16 protein-coding genes are annotated in these 18,715 nt (G+C 64.2%); 1 reads left to right on the forward strand and 15 read right to left on the reverse strand.

The window, feature by feature from the left end; genetic code table 11:
- Window positions 1-127 precede the first annotated feature (127 nt).
- The 14 genes from O3656_RS02140 to O3656_RS02205 all read right to left on the reverse strand — a co-directional run bounded on the left by O3656_RS02140 (window position 128) and on the right by O3656_RS02205 (window position 14,683).
- A complete protein-coding gene (locus O3656_RS02140; protein ID WP_500062412.1) occupies window positions 128-3,691 on the reverse strand; it encodes a bifunctional proline dehydrogenase/L-glutamate gamma-semialdehyde dehydrogenase in 3,564 nt (1,187 codons plus the stop codon).
- A 272-nt stretch (window positions 3,692-3,963) separates the two neighbouring features.
- Entirely contained in the window at window positions 3,964-4,608 is a 645-nt protein-coding gene (locus O3656_RS02145) for a TetR/AcrR family transcriptional regulator (RefSeq protein WP_500062492.1), read from the reverse strand.
- Window positions 4,609-4,743: 135 nt separating this feature from the next.
- Window positions 4,744-5,907 (reverse strand): hypothetical protein, encoded by a 1,164-nt coding sequence (locus O3656_RS02150; RefSeq protein WP_500062413.1) that lies wholly within the window; start codon window positions 5,905-5,907, stop codon window positions 4,744-4,746.
- A gap of 255 nt (window positions 5,908-6,162) precedes the next feature.
- The gene (locus O3656_RS02155; protein ID WP_500062493.1) at window positions 6,163-7,284 is read right to left on the reverse strand and encodes a hypothetical protein; all 1,122 of its coding nucleotides are present in this window, start codon (window positions 7,282-7,284) and stop codon (window positions 6,163-6,165) included.
- A 197-nt stretch (window positions 7,285-7,481) separates the two neighbouring features.
- Window positions 7,482-8,594, reverse strand: coding sequence for a zinc ribbon domain-containing protein (locus O3656_RS02160; protein WP_500062414.1), 1,113 nt, complete (start codon window positions 8,592-8,594; stop codon window positions 7,482-7,484).
- Between the two features lie 213 nt (window positions 8,595-8,807).
- Entirely contained in the window at window positions 8,808-8,999 is a 192-nt protein-coding gene (locus O3656_RS02165) for a hypothetical protein (protein ID WP_500062415.1), read from the reverse strand.
- 78 nt (window positions 9,000-9,077) lie between these two features.
- Window positions 9,078-10,073 (reverse strand): thiamine-phosphate kinase, encoded by a 996-nt coding sequence (gene thiL, locus O3656_RS02170; RefSeq protein ID WP_500062416.1) that lies wholly within the window; start codon window positions 10,071-10,073, stop codon window positions 9,078-9,080.
- 46 nt (window positions 10,074-10,119) lie between these two features.
- On the reverse strand, window positions 10,120-10,968 hold the full coding sequence (locus O3656_RS02175; RefSeq protein WP_500062417.1) for a TrmH family RNA methyltransferase: 849 nt from the start codon (window positions 10,966-10,968) through the stop codon (window positions 10,120-10,122).
- Window positions 10,969-10,971: 3 nt separating this feature from the next.
- Window positions 10,972-11,352: a 50S ribosomal protein L20 gene (rplT, locus tag O3656_RS02180; protein WP_007587751.1), complete on the reverse strand. Its 381-nt coding sequence runs from the start codon at window positions 11,350-11,352 to the stop codon at window positions 10,972-10,974.
- 27 nt (window positions 11,353-11,379) lie between these two features.
- Entirely contained in the window at window positions 11,380-11,574 is a 195-nt protein-coding gene (gene rpmI, locus O3656_RS02185; protein WP_005871559.1) for a 50S ribosomal protein L35, read from the reverse strand.
- Window positions 11,575-11,610: 36 nt separating this feature from the next.
- The gene (gene infC, locus O3656_RS02190) at window positions 11,611-12,276 is read right to left on the reverse strand and encodes a translation initiation factor IF-3 (RefSeq protein WP_500062494.1); all 666 of its coding nucleotides are present in this window, start codon (window positions 12,274-12,276) and stop codon (window positions 11,611-11,613) included.
- A gap of 273 nt (window positions 12,277-12,549) precedes the next feature.
- On the reverse strand, window positions 12,550-13,317 hold the full coding sequence (locus O3656_RS02195; protein WP_500062418.1) for an SseB family protein: 768 nt from the start codon (window positions 13,315-13,317) through the stop codon (window positions 12,550-12,552).
- Complete coding sequence (locus O3656_RS02200) at window positions 13,314-14,039, reverse strand: HisA/HisF-related TIM barrel protein (RefSeq protein WP_500062419.1); 726 nt, start codon at window positions 14,037-14,039, stop codon at window positions 13,314-13,316. Before O3656_RS02200 ends, O3656_RS02195 begins: the two co-directional genes overlap by 4 nt.
- Window positions 14,036-14,683: a hypothetical protein gene (locus O3656_RS02205; RefSeq protein ID WP_500062420.1), complete on the reverse strand. Its 648-nt coding sequence runs from the start codon at window positions 14,681-14,683 to the stop codon at window positions 14,036-14,038. The genes O3656_RS02200 and O3656_RS02205 overlap by 4 nt, the downstream gene beginning before the upstream one ends.
- A 94-nt stretch (window positions 14,684-14,777) precedes the next feature.
- Between O3656_RS02205 and O3656_RS02210 the strand changes: the two genes are divergently transcribed.
- Window positions 14,778-15,008 carry an RNA-binding S4 domain-containing protein gene (locus O3656_RS02210; protein ID WP_500062421.1) on the forward strand — a complete coding sequence of 77 codons (231 nt, stop codon included), beginning with the start codon at window positions 14,778-14,780 and terminating at the stop codon, window positions 15,006-15,008.
- 54 nt (window positions 15,009-15,062) lie between these two features.
- Here the strand turns inward: O3656_RS02210 and dnaE are convergent, their stop codons facing one another.
- Complete coding sequence (gene dnaE, locus O3656_RS02215; RefSeq protein WP_500062422.1) at window positions 15,063-18,605, reverse strand: DNA polymerase III subunit alpha; 3,543 nt, start codon at window positions 18,603-18,605, stop codon at window positions 15,063-15,065.
- Window positions 18,606-18,715 lie beyond the last annotated feature (110 nt).

The raw sequence follows: 18,715 nt of genomic DNA on the forward strand, positions 1-18,715 counted from the left end.
TTCGCTCGCTGCCTCAGCTGCGCGCATCCCCCTGAATGAACGTGGATGAACGCCCGCGACTCATCGTCGCGGGCGTTCATTGTCCTCCGCCGAGCTCAGAGGCTCAACCGGTTACCGGGCGCGGCCGCTACAGGAGTCCCGCAGCCAAATCCAGCGGCGTTCCGAAACGATGGTTCGTGATCGCCACCGCCTGTTCACGCAGGAAGGGCAGCAGTTCCGTATGCGGGCACGGCGTCACCGCCCCCGTGTACAGCGCAACATCGGGGCTTCCCATGCTTACGCGACTTGCGCGTTCCCACCGTTGCTCCGAGGTTTCCTCGCGCGGGCCAAGAATACGCACGCGCATTCCCAGGCCGCCCGAGTTGGCCACCAGCGTCAGGCGCGACTCCCACAAGGCCTCATCCTCGACCGTCACCTCAATATCCAGGGACTCGAGAAGGTCCGCCACGGAGGGAGGAAGCGCGTCGGCAAGGGACAGGCCGATCGGCCCACCCGCGAGAACACCGGCCGCCACAACTCGCGCAATATCCACGAGGGCGGTCCCGGCGGCGGCCCGCACCAAGACAGGAGTGGGGCGGTAACGCAGAACATTGCGCTCACATGCCATGGCGGTAACGTCACGATTAACCCCGTACGTGGAGGCCCAAGCGGCCGCGTCATGTGCGACGGCCCGGCCGAGCTCTGCCTCCTCGTCCGCACTCAGGTGAGGGAGCACCGCATGGCACAGGGCACGAACACTCGGCGCAAGCGCAGCAGTATCCATGGCACCCTCCCCCACAGCCACCTCTCGAACAGGCTCGACCTCCCCGAGGCCCAGCAGGTACGAGGGACCGCCGGCTTTCGTGGTCGATCCGATGGCCGAGCGTTTCCATCCACCAAAAGGCTGACGGCGAACGATCGCGCCCGTGATGCCACGGTTAACGTAGAGGTTTCCGGCCTCAATACCATCCAGCCACATCGCTAGTTCCTCGGTGTCGAGGGTGTGCAGGCCGGAGGTCAGGCCGTAGTCGACCTCGTTGACGGCCTCGATGGCTTCCTCGAGTGTATCGACACGCATGACGCCGAGGACGGGCGCGAAGTATTCCGTCAGATGGAACTCGCTGCCGGGGACCACGCCAGCACGGATACCCGGGGTCCAGAGCCCATCGCCCAGGTAGCGCGGCTTGAGCACCCAGTGCTCACCCTCCCCCAGGGCGGTCAGGCCTCGCACGGCCTTCTCATCATCAGGAACGACGACGGGACCGACCTGAGAGTCCAGTGACGCCGGCAATCCCACCCGCAGCGACGCGGTCGCGTCAACGAGCTGACGCGCAATACGCGTGGAGCGTCCCGCCGAACCCACGAGGATCAGCAGAGAGGAAGCCGAGCATTTCTGCCCCGCGTGTGCGAAAGCCGAGTGCACGATGTCGCGCACCGCCAGATCGGGATCCGCCGAGGAGGTCACGATAATGGCGTTCTTGCCGCTGGTCTCCCCCAGCAGGTGCATGTCTGGCTTCCAGGAGCGGAAGAGACGAGCCGTGTCGTACGAGCCGGTCAGCACGACGCGGTCGACGCCCTCGTGGGTCACGAGATAGTGCGACACGTCCCCGTCGTCGAGCGGGGCGAGTACCACCAGGTCTCGAGGGACCCCGGCCTCGTGAAAGGCCGCGACAAGCTCAGCCGCGCAACGCTTAGCTGGCGGGGCGGGCTTCAGAATGACCGCGCTACCAGCCGCGAGCGCCGCGGCGACACCACCAACGGGAATGGCCACAGGGAAGTTCCACGGGGAGGCGACGACGGTGACATCCACAGGTACGAATCGCGCCCCCGCCATGTACGCCTCATCGGTGAGCTGCAACGACGCATCCGCATAGTGGTGGCAGAAGTCGACGGCCTCGCTCACCTCGGGGTCAGCCTGATCGATGGTCTTTCCGGCCTCAGATCCGGCGACCTCGATCAGCTCACCCCTGCGCGCTGCGAGGACGTCGCCGACACGATGCAGCGTCGCGGCTCGTTCGTCGGCAGACAATGTCTGCCAGGAGCGTGCGGCGCGGGCAGCTGCCTCGACGAGGCCGTCCACTGCCTCGTTCGTCGCCAGCGCTTCCGCTCCGTCATGCACGGCCTTCACGCCCCGGGTTGAGCCAGGGATCGCCGCGGCGATATCACGTGCCCACTGGCGGTTTGCCGCCAGGGCTGGATCTGAGTCTGCCTCGGACGTGAACGGGCGGTGCGCACGCTCGGCCAGGCTCCCCTGCTCTGGTGCCACCCCGGCCTCGCGCTCGGCCAGACGGTTCTGGCGGCGGTTCGGAACGGGAACTGGTGCGTCCGGATCAACGTCGGACAGCGCTGCCAGGAAACGGTCGCGTTCGCGCGCGAAGACGTCCTCGTTCTCGGCGATATCGAAGACACCGGACATAAAGTTCTCTGGTGCCGCGTTTTCCTCCAGGCGGCGCACCAGGTAAGAAATGGCAACGTCGAACTCACGGGGGTTGACGACCGGGACGTACAGAAGGAGAGAACCAACGTCGCGGCGCACGACCTCTTGGATGCCCGTCGCCATGCCGGAGAGCATCTCGAACTCGACGCTGTCCTCAACACCGCGCGCGGCGCGCAGCTCGTAGGCGAAAGCAATGTCGAAGATGTTTTGTCCGGCCACACCCAGTCGGATCGCTCGCGTGCGTTCCGGGGTCATCGCCCAGCTGAGCATGCGCTTATAGTTGGTGTCTGTGGCCTGCTTGGACGGCCAGGTTGTCAGCTCCCACCCGTGGATCTCCGCATCCACCCGCTCCATGGACAGGTTCGCACCCTTGACGATGCGCACCTTGATGCGCGAACCCCCCGCGTCCACGCGCGTGCGCGCCCACTCCTGGAGGCGCTGGAGGGCACCGAGCGAATCGGGCAGGTAGGCCTGAAGGACGATGCCCGCCTCGTAGCCGCGCATGTCCGGCTGATCGAGAATCGCGGTGAAGACAGCGATCGTCAGGTCGAGATCCTTGTAGTCCTCCATGTCGAGGTTGAGGAATGTTCCGTGATCACACGCGAGACGGTACAGGGGCAGGAGTGCGTTCACGCCGTGCTCGACGACCTCCTCGAAGCCCCACGGGTTGTGAGGGCCAGTCACGGCAGAGACCTTGATGGAGACATAGTCGACGTCCTCGCGAGTCACGAGGCGAGACACCTCTGCCAGGCGGTGTGCCGCCTCTTTCTCGCCGAGAACCGCCTCGCCGAGGAGGTTCACGTTCAGGCGGTGCCCGCCCTGACGCAGGCGCGCGAGCGCGGGGCCGAGGCCCTTGTCAGTCGCATCGACGACGAGATCACCGACGATCTCGCGGAACACGCGTCGCGCAACCGTCGTCACAGTGCGGGGCGCGAGGCGCGAGGCGGTCGATCCGAGCCCCATCGCCGCGGCCAGGGCCGGGGGCAGGAAGTTTTTACGGCCAGCCGACAGGCGCTTCAACGCCTCACTGGCCACATCTAGGTCCGCTGGACGCACGACGTCGTCGACGAATCGAGTGGTGAACGTCAGACCGTCCGGATCAGAGAGGATACGGGAGAGAATCTTGGCCGATTGCGGAGTCGGCTCATGGGCCGATTCATCGGCCCAGCGGCGGGCTCGAATGATCGCTCTCTCCCCCAGTGCCCACAGATCATCGGGGCAGCGTCGAGCGTTGGAATCGGGGCGGGGCGGGGTAGGAACGGCGACGTTCGTCATGCGTAGACCTCCAGGCGTGGATGAGCGACGGATTCTCCGCGTCACGTGCAGCAGCTTCGCTGGACACGTTCGGCAAAACTCCCGACATCGTGAAGTATGCTGGTTTGTCCATGCTAACCCTTCTCAGGGTTCTCCGTGGCACCAGCGCATGACCATCATACAAGCAACAAGGGACCTAAGCCCCAACTCGCGAAAAACAGCCGCAAACCCTCATCGTCTGTGTCGCTTTTCACAACACGGCGCCGCCTGTGCGGAGGCACCCCCGGCCTCGTTCACGAACGAACGAGCCAGCGCACCTTCACGTCGTCAACCACACCGGCCATCACCTCGTGCATATTGAATTCACGCCCACCATTAGCGCGCGAACACAACCACTGCACCTGCAAACCATCGGACAGCGCCACGAGCTTACGGGCAATCTGCTCACTGGGCGCATCGTCGCGAACCTCGCCACGCGCCTTGCCATGCTCGATCGCATTCACCAGATACTCAATCGCACCGAGCAGATGCTGACGGAACCACGGATGAGCCTGATGTCCGACATCGATCACGGCAGCCGACATCGCCGTGTACAGGGCGACACCATCGGGATGACGTTGGTTATGCGCAACCATATCCACCCACGCATCAAGCGCGGCCTCCGCTCCCTCCTCAGCGCGCGGAAGACGACTAACAATCCGACGATCACGCTCATCGAGGACAGCCGCGAGGAGCTGATCCTTCGACGCGTAGTGATGCAACAGGCCAGCCTTGGAAATATCGGCTGCGCGCGCAATATCCGCCAGCGACGTCGCAACGAAACCACGCGTGGAGAAAAGGGTCAACGCCTCCGCGAGGATACGCGCCTTTTTATCCTCACTGCCGGCCTTCGGTCGACCGGGCTTGCGCGTCTTCATTGCCTGGGCCTCATTGCTCATGCGGCTGCTCCAGATTCGGTGTGACAGGGTTACCAAAAACCCATCATAGCGCGCAACCGCCGCTACGACACCGGGTATGCGAACTTCTTTCGCCGAGTCCGCATACCCGGTGCACACATGGCGTGAATACGGGCCTCAGTAGCCGAATCGCACCTCGAACTGGGGCTTACCCGACGCATCCAATTCAAGCTTGCCATTCTTGTCGGTCTTCACCGTGGCAGTCACCCGGGACGTGACATCACGCTGCTTGTCCCCGCTTTCTATGCCCTGGATCGTAAACGTTGCCTCGCCGGTGTACTCGCCGCCCTCGTCCGTCGTCGCCTTCATCGTTGTGGGCATCGCCTTAACCTGCAAGAGAGCGAGGGTCCGAGACTGAACAGGCACCGGGCATGCTGTATCGATATTGCCCGGAACAGTCGCACACGAGTTCGTCAGCGCAGCCGCAGCCTCGAGCGCGGCGGCGGCCATCTTGTCGTTATACGTGCCCGTCAGCTCAACCGTGCCACCGTATGTCGAGGAGTCGTACCCGGTCGCAGCCTTGACGGACAGAGTCTTGGGTGCCGCATCAATGTAGTCCCCCGTCTCCTCCGGGGTGAAGGTATAGACGCCGGGGTAGAGCACGAGAGAGCTGCTGGATCCCTCCTTGAGCGTCGCAATCGAGAGCTTTTCTCCGCCGATCGAGAAGGCCGTGACATTGTCCGCCTCCACATCGACGCGGGCAACCATCGCATCCTGGATCTTCCAGTTCTTCAGCAAGCCAAACGTCTTCTTCGCCTGGCTCACGCGGAAGGAACGGGTAAAGCGCTCGCCATCGAGACGCATCGTCGCCGTCACGACACGTTCCTTCGCGTGCTCCGCATCATCGACAGTCACATCCTCGACCTCGATGCGGGCGCTCGCCGAGGCCATGACCTGGTCAGAGAGGAAACCACGCTGGTCATTGGGCAGACCGGGATCAACCATGGCAGTTGCTGCGCTCGCCTTACCCTCGGCGAGCAGCTCGAGATACTGGCGGACCTGTGCCTCGGGAGTGCGCGTCCAGTTCACGATCGCCAGGGCGACGGTTCCGACAACCACGAGGACGACGAGTGCCACAACGCCGATCACGATGCCCTTCATGCGGCGGCGACTCTTGGTGGACATCGGGGTAAAGGTCACGCCCGTCTGGGGCACGACGGGCGCCTGAACGGCCATGTACTGAGGGTTGGCGGGGGCATGGGGAGGGGTCAGGTTGGACGAGGGGCCCGGGGGTGGGGGTACCTGCGGATTACGTTCAGGAGCGGCAGGTGGGACGCTCATCCCCTGCCTCACATCGCTAGCATGCGGTTCCATCGCTTCTCCTCACTGTGCTGGCGTCGCCGATCTGCGCGTCTGGGATATAACGCAGGGATCAACGGATACGAACTCGACAATATCCCATAGCGTCATGGCACCTCAAGGACACGCGCTCATCGCACCAGACACCGAGTCCCAGTCGGCATCGGATAACAGACGTGTGGTGCCCGTCCACACCAGCAGACAAGCACCACACGGATAGCGTGTGACGGCCAACTATCAGAGGGCGAAGGACACCCTAAAGTCAGGCTTGCCGTCCTGATCGAGTTTCAGGAGCCCGTTGCTGTCGAACTGCACATCGAGAACCAGCGCGGTATCCACGTCGCGCGTTCCCTCCATGTAGTACTTGTTCGAGTACGTTGCCGTGAAGGTGACGTGCCCCTGGAAAGCTCCCGGGTCTGTCTTCAGCGGCTCCATGGATGTGGGCATCGTTTTCACCGAAACCGCGGTGAGCGCATCGCTCTGAATCGCTAAGGGACACACGGAGTTCTGGTTGCCCGGGATGGACGCGCACGAGTCAATGACCTCCTTGCCAGCCTCGAGCGCCGCATCCTTCAGATTATTGTTATAAGTAGCCACCAGGGACACGTCGCTCGCATCGCCGTCGGTATTGCCGCGATGGGCGACATCGAGTACGGCAACGGTCTCGGGAGTGGCATCGACGTATTCGCTCGGCGCGACCGGCGTAAACGTGTACACGCCCGGATAGAAGAAGAACGTTGTCCCTTCCCCCATGAGTTGCTTCTTAGGGGCATCGGCGCTCACGTCGCCGACCGTAAATTGGGCGTATCCTTGAGCGTCGACACTCACCTCGGACACCAGAGCATCCTTGACCCTCCAGTTGTCCAGAACCGCCATCGTGGGCTTCGCTTTCGTCACAGTGAACTGGTGCGTGAAACGCTCACCGTTGACCTGCATAGTCGCGGTCACCGAGCGCGTGCTCGATTCATCGTTCTTATCGGCAACGACATCTTCGACGACCAAGCGAGACTGGGCCGAGGCCATGACGCCGTCAGTGAGGAAGGTTCTCTGATCGTTCGGAACGCCCGGATCGACCATCGCAGTTGCGGCGCTGGCATTGCCCGCAGCGAGCAGATCCAGATACTGACGCACCTCGGCCTCGGGGGTGCGTGAACTATTGGCAACCTTGACCCCAATCACGCCAGCGATCACCACCACGAGGAGGACGCCGACCACGATCCCCATCAGCTTCACGCGCTTCTTACTCGCCGCAGACATCGGCGTGAAAGCCACCCCACCGTTGCCAGAGGCCGCCGAGCTCGCCCCCGCCGGCGGAGCCGGAATCGGCGCGTCCATCGACTCGTTCTTCTCAGTGCCCATCATGTGCTCCTCACACCCATTGACAATCCACGACCGAGCCAGCAGCACACCCCGTGTGTCCGGACAATCGGCCATTTAGGCGTGCTCAGTATCACGCCACAGATGCCCATAGTCAAAGAGCGATCACACTGCGGATAAACCGTGCCCGTCCGCAGACACGGACGGGCACGGCGCAGGAAGCTCACGAGGTGTGCACGTTAGCGCGTAAAACCTACCGAGAAGTCGGGCTTCCCGTCTTTATCCAGAATGAGCACGTCGTTGTCATCCAGCTGCGCGATGATCTCTATCTTGGCTTCGACGTCGCGAGTACCCTCCATGTAGTACTTGTTCGAGTACGTCGCCGTGAAGGTGACAGCAGCACGGAAGAACGTTGGCTGATCCGGCGACACCGGCCCGAGGGCCTTCGGCATGGCACCGGAGACCGCGGTGACCGCATCGCTCTGAATGGCGAAGGGACACACGGAGTTCTGGTTGCCCGGGATGGACGCGCACGAGTCGACGACCTCCTTGCCAGCATCGAGCGCCGCCGCCGTGAGCTTCGTGTTGTAGGTGGCTGTCATCGAGACGGAGGTACCGTCTCCACTCCACGAATCACCGAGGATCGACACGGTTTCCGGGTTGGATTCGGCATACTCGCTCGGTGCGACCGGTGTGAACGTGTACACGCCCGGGTAGAAGAGGAAAGTCGCATCGTCGCCGTCCTGGCCCGTCCGATGGGCGTCGGCGCTCACGTCGCCGACGGTGAACTGGTTGTATCCTCGGGCGTCGACGCTCACCTTGGATACCAGAGCATCCTTGACCTGCCAGTTGTCCAAGACACCCATCGTGGGCTTCGTCTTCGTCACCGTAAACTCGTGAACGAAACGCTCACCGTTGACCTGCATGGTCGCGGTCACCGTACGCGTATCAGACTCGCTTTTCTTACCGTCGTTATCGCCCTCACCAACGCTGATGTCTTCAACAACCAGCAGCGACTGAGCCGACGACATCACCGAATCCGTCAAAAATACGCGCTCGTCGTTGGCTACGCCCGGGTCGACCATCGCAGTTGCGGCGCTGGCATTACCTGCCGCCAACAGATCCAGATACTGACGCACCTGTGCCTCGGGCGTGCGCGAACTATTGGCCACCTTGACCCCAATCACGCCAGCGATCACCAGCACAGCGAGGACACCGACCACGATCCCAATCAGCTTCACGCGCTTCTTACTCGCCGCAGACATCGGCGTGAAAGCCACCCCACCGTTGCCAGCAACCGCCGGGCTCGCCCCCGCGGGACCCGCCTGCGGAACCGGAATCGGCGCGTCCATCGGTTCATTTTTCTCTGTGCCCATCATGTGCTCCTCACACCCATTGACAATCCACGACCGAGCCAGCAGCACACCCCGTGTGTCCGGACAATCGGCCATTTAGGCGTGCTCAGTATCACGCCACAGATGCCCACAGTCAAAGAGCGATCACACTACGGATAAGGGGTGCCCGTGGGCAGACACGGACGGGCACCGGGTGTATAGGACCCTGTGTCAGTCGTCGCTATCAGTTTCCATCTCAACGACGGGCAGCGCCTTCGTCGGCGGCACGCAAGCATCACCGCGCAGCGCGGGCAGGGACAGTCCGGCGGTCGCCGGAATCTCCTCCGACGACTCCGCGAGTTTACGCGCCACGCGCGACATCGGTCGGGACGATGCCTCGTGGCCTTCGGTCGTTCGCTTCATCCTTACGCTCTTCCTCTCAGATTCCTGCGCTGAGCACGCCGCCATCCAGCGGCCCCACGCTCAGCGGCCCACATCACACTAGTCTACGGAATCCGTCTGGAAATGGTCCCACGCCCCGCGCAGGACCTCTCCATCGAACATTGCGCAGGGTTCCTCACCCGACTCACATGCGCGGGCTCGGCCGAGCACTCGGAATCCCTCCGGTAGCCGCGCGTCCTGCGGGAATACGGCGAGCATGCCGTGCTCCTCGCCTCCCTGGAGCACCCACCTCACCGGATCTGCTCGGCAGATCAGAGCCGGTGCCTGCAGGTGCCAGGCCTCCTCCTCGATCGCGGGCCGATCAAACTCAATGACGACTCCCGAGGCCTTGGCAATGCGCGTGGCGTCCGCTGCCGGCCCATCTGACAGATCCATCATGGCCCGCGCGCCCGCAGCGGCGGCAGCCACGCCTGATCCGAGCGGAGGGGATGGCGCGCGGTAGGTCTCAACAAAGGGAGCCAGGTCACCGAGCTGCTCAACGCCTCGAGCCGACGGATCGACGTGTCCACCCTCCAAGAGATCGAGGCCGGCGTAGGAATAGCCGAGAGTACCGCTCACCGCCACGACATCTCCGGGGCGCGCGCCATCGCGTCGCACCACCGGCCCCGGACAATAGCCGAAGGCCGTAATCGAAATAACGAGCTTCTCCCCCGCGCTCAGGTCTCCACCGACGACGCCCGCGTCGGCCTGACGCGCGCGGTCCCCCAGGCCTCGTACGACGTCCAGGAATACGTCAGCGTCCATGTTCCGGGGAGCCACCACCGATGCGACCAGAGCTGAGGGCCGTCCGCCCATCGCATCAATATCCGCGAGATTCTGGGCGGCAACGCGGGCACCGACCTCGTAGCCGGTTGACCACGAGAGGTGAAAATGCTGGTCCTCCACCATGACATCCGTCGTCACGATAAACGAGCCTTCGGGAGCTGCGACCTCGGCGCAGTCGTCGCCGATGCCAATGATCGTGCGCTCGCCACGCGGGAAAGACTCGCGGAAATGGGACACCAACTGGGCCTCGGACAGGTCACCTAACTTCATGAAAGACAGCCTAGTCGCGTGCGCCTCGCTGCGCCGCGAGGGCAACTTACCTTTCCAGGCCTCGCACGGTCTGCGAGGCGAAGAGGCACGTCGCTGCCGCGCTGGCCACGTTCAAGGACTCCGCGTCCCCCGTCATCGGAATCGACACGAGCGCGTCGCACAGGCGCATCTCGTCCCCCGACAGGCCTCGCGCCTCGTTCCCAAACACCCAGGCGTGGGACTGAGACAGGCGGGAGCGAGCGGATACCCCTTGCACGAGGAGGTCAGACAAGCTCAGTGAACCCGCACCGCCGCTGGTGCCCAGGAGAGCAGCGCTACGGCCGTGAATGAGGGCGCGGGCTTCGGCAAAGGTCGGGACCATGCACACGGGAATGTGGAAAACGGAACCGGCACTCGAGCGCACGACCTTCGGACTCGCGGCGTCCACCGTTCCCGCGACGGCCACGACACCAACAGCGCCGAACGCGTCCGCCGTGCGAATGATCGTACCGACGTTACCGGGATCGCGTCCCTGGGCGAGCACGACGATCGTCTCGCCCACGCGCGGTTCAGGCAGCTCTCGCGAGAGGGCATCCAACGAAGCAACCGCACAGATTCCCTGGGAATCCCCCGAGAGCGCAGCCGATACCTCAGGAGTGACCGGGTGAACCCAGCGCGTCACGCGCCGCGCGGCGTCCACGACGTCCGCGTGGGTCTCCCACACGTCCTGCCGCACATACACGTCACGCACGCACTCGCCGCGATGCGTGACAAGTTCGCGCACGGCCTGAGGCCCCTCAACGAGCATCAGGCCCGCGCGCGAACGCGCCGAGCGCCCGACCAGACCCGACACCCTGCGCACGCGATCGGCGCGGGGATTATCGAGAACGGTCAGGCGCTCGGGATGAGAGCTCACCTATCAGGCCTTGGGGGCGTTGATGTCGGCGGGCAGTGCGTCCTTGGCGACCTTCACCAGGGCGTTGAACGCGTTGATGTCGTTCACGGCCAGCTCGGCCAGCATGCGACGGTCGACCTCAACGCCGGCCAGGTTCAGGCCCTGGATGAGGCGGTTGTAGGTCAGGCCCTGGGCGCGGGACGCAGCGTTGATGCGCTGGATCCACAGACGACGGAAGTCACCCTTCTTGGCCTTGCGGTCGCGGTAGGAGTAGACGAAAGAGTGAGTGACCTGCTCCTTGGCCTTACGGTACATGCGCGAGCGCTGGCCGCGGTAGCCGGAGGCCTGCTCGAGTACGGTACGACGCTTCTTCTTGGCGTTGACAGAACGCTTAACACGTGCCATTTTCTACTGTTCTCCTCTAACTCGAGCTCACTTGCCCAGCAGACGCTTGACGCGCTTGACGTCAGCGGTCTCCAGGACCTGGTCGGTCGCCAGACGACGGGTCTTGCGGCTGGACTTGTGCTCCAGCAGGTGACGGGCGCCGGCCTGCTCGCGCATGATCTTGCCCGAGCCGGTCGTGCGGAAGCGCTTCTTAGCACCGGAATGAGTCTTGTTCTTCGGCATTTCTATTCCTTCGTTGTGAGGCGATGGGTATCGCCGTCAGTCCTGTTCGTCAGCCTTGTCGGCTGCCACTCGGGCCTGGTCCTTGCTGGCGCGCTCCGCGCGCTTGCCCCGGCGCTCAGCGCGCTCGGCCTCGCGGCGCTTGCGCTGCTCGTTCAGGGCGTCAGCCTTGCGCTTGGTGGGTGCCAGCACCATCGTCATGTTGCGCCCGTCCTGACGGGGCATCGACTCGACGGTGGCAAGCTCACCGATTTCCTCGGCGAGGCGCTGCAGGAGGCGAACGCCAGCCTCGGGGCGAGACTGCTCTCGACCGCGGAACATAATCATGACCTTGACCTTGTCGCCGGCGGACAGGAAGCGCTCCACGTGGCCCTTCTTGACGCCGAAGTCATGATCGTCGATCTTCAGTCGGAAGCGGATTTCCTTCAGCTGCGTGTTCGCCTGATTACGGCGAGCATCGCGGGCCTTCTGGGCGGCTTCGTACTTGTACTTGCCGTAATCCATGAGCTTTGCGACGGGCGGCTTAGCGTTCGGCGCAACCTCAACCAGGTCAAGTCCGGCCTCTTCGGCCAGACGCAGCGCGTCCTCAACTCGAACGACGCCGACCTGTTCACCTCCGGGTCCCACGAGGCGAACCTCGGGGACTCGAATACGCTCATTGATGCGAGTCTCGCTGATGAGCGGCTCCTTCCACAGAATCCTTATGCGCGAAACGAAAAGCCTCCGTTACGCGACGCGCACGGAGGCTTCCATAGGGTCAACACGCACGGGTGCTGACCGCCGAACCCGATCCCCTGCGCGGCACCCTGATGGGCGGCATCCTCTCAGATGAGAGGCGGGTATCCAGGTGGGATTTCTCCGCTTGCGTTCCGGGCTTTCGCCCAGACGGTCGTGGTTACTCTACCAGAAATGGCGAGAGAGTGCCAGATCAGCGATCATTGCGCGCCTCACGCGTCGGTGGGCACTCGCCGAGAATGCTCAGCGCAGGACGGGAGCGATCTCCACTCGGTCCGCCGAGGCAATGAGGCGCGGGTTCGTCCCCACAGCGTTCAGGGCCGCCGACAGCTCAGCTTTCATCGACGAGGCCTCCTCCCCCCGCGCGAATCGCGCGCGGTCGACGGACACGACGACGCGCGTCAGTCCATCACCCGCGTAGACGATGCCCAGGTCGACGATGGCACGGCATGCGGCGCTGGCCTCGGCGAGCAGAAGCTCACGCAGGGGTTCATCGCGCCACGCCGGTAGCCACTCGTCCCCCTGCGCGAGGGCAGCGACGGCGGGGCGGGGCAGCAGCACGGCGTCAGTGCCCGGGTTGACGACGATGCGTCCACCGGTCTCGACGAGGGCGGTCAGCCCAATCGTGCGGAAGTCCAGGGCCATCGGACGGTCCCCCGGTCGGTGGGCAGACAGGGCCTCGGCCGACGAATAGATGGCGAGCGCCTCCCCCGCGGGGGTTTGCGCGCGCACGAAGTCAATCGGGTTGTGCCCGTTTTCTCCGGCGTGGATACCCGTCACGCGCGGGTCGGGTTCAACATCAATAGGCACGATGACGCGTTCAAAAACGAGCGCGTCAGCGAGCGCCTCAAGCTGAGCTGCTCCCGCGTCGTTCCCCCGGCCCAACGCGAGCGCCCGGGTGGTACGGGGAAGCCCCTGCCCTGCGTCCGCGCGGTCGTGGCTCATCATCGACAGGCGCTGCGCCAATCGATTCTTCTGCTCCTCCGTGAGCGAAGGCGGCGTGGGGGTCATGACTGCTCCTCGTATCCGGCGACGTCCAAGGCGTCTGCCAGAGTGAATGCGCCCTGATAGAGTGCCTTTCCGACAATCGCGCCCTCGATACCAAGACTGCGCAACGCTTCGATGTCGGCCAGGGAGTTCACCCCACCGGAGGCGATGATGCGGGCGGGAGTGCGGTCCGCAACCCGGGCCAACAGGTCCCTGTTCGAGCCGTTCATCTGGCCATCTCGCGTCACGTCGGTGACGACCAGGCGGACAACCCCCGCCTCGTTGAGGATGCGCAGCGCCTCCCAGACGTTTCCGCCCTCGCCGCCCCCTCCGCGCGCGGCCAGGCGATCGCCGCGCACGTCCAGGCAGACGGCAACGCGCTCGCCGTAGGTGTCGATCGCTTCGCACACGGCGTCAATGTTTCCGAGCGCCTGCGTCGCGATATTGACGCGCTCGGGTCCCATCGCTAAACCAGCCTCGATGGCACCCCTGTTCGTGATGCCTCCCGACAGTTCGACGCGCACAGGAACCTCATGGATGACTCGCGCGAGCAGCTCAGAGTTCTCACCGCGACCAAAGGCCAGATCGAGGTCCACAAGATGCACCCAGCGGGCCCCGGCCTCGTGAAAGGAGTGGGCGACATCGATCGGGCTCCCCCAGGACCCTGCATCGACTGACCCCGAGGACAGACGCACGGCCTGCCCGCCCGTCACGTCGATCGCGGGCAGCAGCTGAAGAACCGTCATGATTGCTTGCGTCGGAACCAGCCGAAGGGGCCGCCACCCTGGCAGCTGCCATCGGCGGCCACGGAATCCTTGTAGTCGGCCGGAGTCGTGCGCCCCAGGAGCAGATCCTCCGTCGCCGCGGGCATGGCACCGAGCAGAAGGCCGGCGGGAATCGTCTCCTCCGGTTCTCCGCTCACGTAGCGCTGGGCGGAAATACGACCCGAGACCCCGGGCTCCACGCCGTCCCCCTCCACGAGCCAGCTCATGAGGGCAACTGCCCCATACTTCGACAGGTTCGACACCGCACGGGCGACTCGGTCCACAGCGTCGGGCATCGGGCGCTGGCCGGTGAGCAGCGCATCGAGCTCCTCCTCATCAGTCGGAGTCGTCTCAACACGCAGCCAGACGGCAGTCCACGGCTTGAGACGTACGATCGACTCGCGCACGCCCGACAGTGCGAGCAGCGAATGCAGCGCCTCCGGATAGGAAATCGGGGCGAGCACGAGGGCAACCGAGAGACGGCCGCCATCCAGGTGCAAAGACTCGTCGACGGGCGTATCGTCCGGGTCGAGGGGCGGCAGGGAATCGCCCGCATCGGGCGATGCACCCAGCGATGCAACCAGCGACTGGAACTCAGCATCGATATCGTCGTTGTGAGCGCTCACCGCTCCTCCTAACACTGTGTATCTCTCTCCAAGGATACTGTTGATCCACGAGCGCGCGCGTGATGCGCTCTCCCCTCAGCGAAAGGACCTCACGATGACCACCCCGACGATCCCCGTGCGCGGGGAGATCAAGCTCGGCCAATTCGTCAAGCTCGCCTCCCTCGCCGAGGACGGTGCCCAAGCCCGCGAACTCATTCAGGCCGGCGACGTGACCGTCAACGGCGAGGTAGAGACGCGCCGCGGCCACCACCTGAGCGTCGGTGATCTCGTCGAGGTCGACGCCCCCTGGGGCCGGGCAGCCGCGGTCGTCGGGTCCGCCTCCTAACCGCCGCAGCAAGCGGCGCGAGCCGAGTCCCATCGGGGCCCGGCTCGCATCATGTCAGGACGAGGTCACGACCCCGCCCGCGCCGACGACGGCCTTGATGTGGCTGAAGAAGGCGCTCGTTTGCTCGACGCGCAGCTTCGGATCCAGCTCGACAATTGTCGTGCGCCCCGGTTCCGTCAGGTGCAGGCGCACCGGGGAACCACCCGGGTAGGACTCGAGAACGCCACGCAGATCGGTGAGGAGCTCGGGTGTACACCGCGCGGCGGGCAGGCGCAGGTCGAGCGGCAGGTCCGCCCCACCCGACAGATCCAGGAGGGTCATCGACTGGCCATAGATGGTCATGCCCTCCTCACGCACGTTCACCTTGCCCTCGATCTGGACGATGATGTCCTGGGCGAGGTAGGTCTGAATCGACTCGTAGGAACGCGGGAAGAAGAGCACGTCCACCGAACCCGACAGGTCCTCGATCGTCGCAATCGCCCACGCGTTACCCTGCTTCGTCACCTTCGTCGTCACACCGGACACGAGGCCCGCGATCTTCACGATGCGATCCGCCATCGCCCCATCGGAGCCGACGACCTGAGCAATCTCGTAATCCTGGTGGCGAGCCAGCGCCGCCTCCACACCGCGCAGCGGGTGGTCCGAAACGTACAGGCCCAGCATCTCACGCTCGGCCGCCAGCTTCGTCTTGCGGTCGAACTCGGGCAGGTCCGGGATGTCGATCGTCAGGCCCGAGCCCGTGTCCTCGTCCTCCCCGAGCGCACCGAAGAGGTCGAACTGCCCGATCGCCTCGTTGCGCTTCACATCGATGATCGCATCCACGGCCTCGTCGCAGCGCGCGAGGAGAGCCCGACGCGTGTGACCCATCGAGTCGAACGCGCCCGCACGAATGAGGGACTGGATCGTACGCTTGTTGCACACCACCTGGGGCACCTTGTCCAGGAAATCCTGGAACGAGGAGAAACGTCCCTTTTCCGCACGAGTCTCCACGATCGCATCGACGACCGGGCCACCCACGTTCTGGATGGCGTTCAGGCCAAAGCGGATCGCCTCACCGTCAGGCGCAAAGTTACCCATCGACGCATTCACGTCCGGGGGCAGGACCGTGATGTCCATGTGGCGGCATTCCGCCAGGTAGAGCGCACGACGATCCTTGTTGTCCTTCGTCGAGGTCAACAGGGCCGCCATGTACTCCGTCGGGTAGTTCGCCTTCAGGAACGCCGTCCAGTAGGAGACGAGGCCATAGGCCGCCGAGTGCGCCTTGTTGAAGGCGTACGCGGAGAAGGGAACGACGACGTCCCACAGGGCCTTAATCGACTCTTCGGAGTAGCCGTTATCGATCATGCCCTGGCGGAAGCCCTTGAACTGCTGGTCCAGGACCTCCTTCTTCTTCTTACCCATGGCCTTACGCAGAATGTCTGCCTGGCCCAGCGAGTAACCGGCCAGCTTCTGCGCGATCTGCATGACCTGCTCCTGATACACGATCAGACCGAAGGTCGTGCCCAGGATGTCCTTGAGCGGTTCTTCCAGCTCCGGGTGGATGGGCGTAATCTCCTGACGCCCGTTCTTACGCAGCGCGTAGTTGGTGTGCGAGTTCGCACCCATCGGGCCCGGACGGTACAGGGCGCCGACGGCGGAGATGTCTTCGAAGTTGTCGGGCTTCATGAGCTTGAGGAGGTCGCGCATGCCACCACCATCGAGCTGGAAGACGCCGAGGGTCTCGCCTCGTCCCAGCAGCTCATACGTCTTCTTATCGTCGAAGGCCAGGTGATCGAGGTCCGGGTCCGGCTTGCCGTTGAGCGCGATGTTTTCAAGCGCATCCGACACAACCGTGAGGTTACGCAGGCCCAGGAAGTCCATCTTGAGCAGGCCCAGCGTCTCGCACGTCGGGTAGTCGAACTGCGTGATGATCGCGCCGTCCTGCGGGCGCTTCATGATCGGGATGATGTCGGTGAGCGTGTGGGAGCTCATGATGACCGCACACGCGTGCACGCCCCACTGGCGCGTCAGCCCCTCCAAGCCGAGCGCGTACTGGACGACCTCGTGCGTGTCGGGATTCTCCTCGTAGAACTTACGGAACTCCGAGGCCTCGGCGTAGCGCTTGTCCTTCTCGTCGAAGATGCCGTGGACCGTGATGTCCTTGCCCATGATCGCCGGGGGCAGAGCCTTGGTGAGCTGCTCGCCGACTTTGAAGTCCTTGCCCAGAATGCGCGCGGAGTCCTTCAGGGCCTGCTTGGTCTTAATCGTGCCGTAGGTGACGACCTGGCTAATGCGGTCCTCGCCGTACTTGCGCTTGACGTAGGCGATGACCTCGTCGCGCCTACGTTCGTCGAAGTCGACGTCGAAGTCAGGCATGGAGATTCGCTCGGGGTTGAGGAATCGCTCGAAAATCAGGCCGTGATCGAGGGGGTTCAGCTCGGTGATCTTCATGGCGTAGGCGACCATCGATCCGGCACCCGATCCACGACCGGGCCCCACGCGGATGCCCTGCGACTTCGCCCAGTTGATGTAGTCGGCGACGGTCAGGAAGTAGCCGGGGAAGCCCATCGAAATAATGACGTCTTCCTCGTACTGGGCCTGCTTGCGCACGGCGTCAGGAATGCCGTTCGGGAAGCGATCACGCAGGCCTCGTTCGACCTCCTTGATGAACCACGAGGTCTTATCCTCCCCCTCGGGGACCGGGAAGTCGGGCATGTAGTTCGCGCCCTCCTTCGTGGTCGTGAAATGCACGTCGCAGCGCTCGGCGATCTCGAGGGTCGAGTCGCAGGCACCCGGCAGCTCACTCCACAGGGAACGCATCTCGTCCGAGGGACGGATGTAGTAGCCGTCGCCGTCGAACTTAAAGCGATCAGGATCGTTGATGCGCGAACCGGAGTTGATGCACAGGAGCGCGTCCTGGATCTTGCGGTCGTCGCGCTTGACGTAGTGCGCGTCGTTGGTGGCCACCAGGGGCGCGTTCATGAGCTTGGCGATCTCGAGGACCTGCTGGTGAGTGCGCCGCTCGATGTCGATGCCATGGTCCATGACCTCGACGTAGAAGTTCTCCGCCCCGAAAATATCGCGCAGCTCCGCCGCCTCAGCCACGGCCTCGTCCCACTGCCCCAGGCGCAGGCGCGTCTGCACGGCACCCGAGGGGCAGCCCGTGAACACGATGAGGCCCTCGTGGAACTGATTGAGCAGCTCCTTGTCCGCGCGCGGCCACTTACCGAACTGGCCGTCCGTCGAGGCGTAGGACCCCAGGCGGAACAGGTTATGCATGCCCGTCGTGTTGTAGGCGACGAGGGTCAGGTGATTGTAAGAGCCGCCCGCGCTCACGTCGTCGGCGCGCTGCCACGGCTCACCCCACAAAACCTTCTGGCGATCAAAACGCGAGGTTCCCGGCGTGACGTAGGCCTCCAGGCCGATGATCGGCTTCACGCCGGCGTTCGTGCAGTTCGTGTAGAAATCGAAGGCACCGAACAGGTAGCCATGATCCGTCAGGCCGATCGCCGGCTGTCCGAGGCGCGCAGCCTCCTGGGCCATCGCTTTCGTCTTCGCAGCTCCGTCGAGCATCGAGTACTCGGAGTGATTGTGAAGGTGCACGAAGGAATCAGCCATGCGTCGATTCTACTGTCCGAGGCCCGCGCGAGGCCGACGGACGCCCCGCGTCAAGCGGTCGTTCATCTCACGGCGTGACCCGGCCGCGACGAGGCCGGGGCGCCCGGGCA

Origin of the sequence: Pauljensenia sp. 27098_8_83, assembly GCF_041432695.1 — a bacterium.
GTDB lineage: Bacteria > Actinomycetota > Actinomycetes > Actinomycetales > Actinomycetaceae > Pauljensenia.

Bases quoted from the DNA above. Each gene is read 5' to 3' on its own strand.
- O3656_RS02140 (WP_500062412.1), bottom strand. From the start codon at position 3,691: ATGACGAACGTCGCCGTTCCTACCCCGCCCCGCCCCGATTCCAACGCT.
- O3656_RS02145 (WP_500062492.1), bottom strand. From the start codon at position 4,608: ATGAGCAATGAGGCCCAGGCAATGAAGACGCGCAAGCCCGGTCGACCG.
- O3656_RS02150 (WP_500062413.1), bottom strand. From the start codon at position 5,907: ATGAGCGTCCCACCTGCCGCTCCTGAACGTAATCCGCAGGTACCCCCA.
- O3656_RS02155 (WP_500062493.1), bottom strand. From the start codon at position 7,284: ATGGGCACTGAGAAGAACGAGTCGATGGACGCGCCGATTCCGGCTCCG.
- O3656_RS02160 (WP_500062414.1), bottom strand. From the start codon at position 8,594: ATGGACGCGCCGATTCCGGTTCCGCAGGCGGGTCCCGCGGGGGCGAGC.
- O3656_RS02165 (WP_500062415.1), bottom strand. From the start codon at position 8,999: ATGAAGCGAACGACCGAAGGCCACGAGGCATCGTCCCGACCGATGTCG.
- thiL (WP_500062416.1), bottom strand. From the start codon at position 10,073: ATGAAGTTAGGTGACCTGTCCGAGGCCCAGTTGGTGTCCCATTTCCGC.
- rplT (WP_007587751.1), bottom strand. From the start codon at position 11,352: ATGGCACGTGTTAAGCGTTCTGTCAACGCCAAGAAGAAGCGTCGTACC.
- rpmI (WP_005871559.1), bottom strand. From the start codon at position 11,574: ATGCCGAAGAACAAGACTCATTCCGGTGCTAAGAAGCGCTTCCGCACG.
- O3656_RS02195 (WP_500062418.1), bottom strand. From the start codon at position 13,317: ATGACCCCCACGCCGCCTTCGCTCACGGAGGAGCAGAAGAATCGATTG.
- O3656_RS02200 (WP_500062419.1), bottom strand. From the start codon at position 14,039: ATGACGGTTCTTCAGCTGCTGCCCGCGATCGACGTGACGGGCGGGCAG.
- O3656_RS02210 (WP_500062421.1), top strand. From the start codon at position 14,778: ATGACCACCCCGACGATCCCCGTGCGCGGGGAGATCAAGCTCGGCCAA.
- dnaE (WP_500062422.1), bottom strand. From the start codon at position 18,605: ATGGCTGATTCCTTCGTGCACCTTCACAATCACTCCGAGTACTCGATG.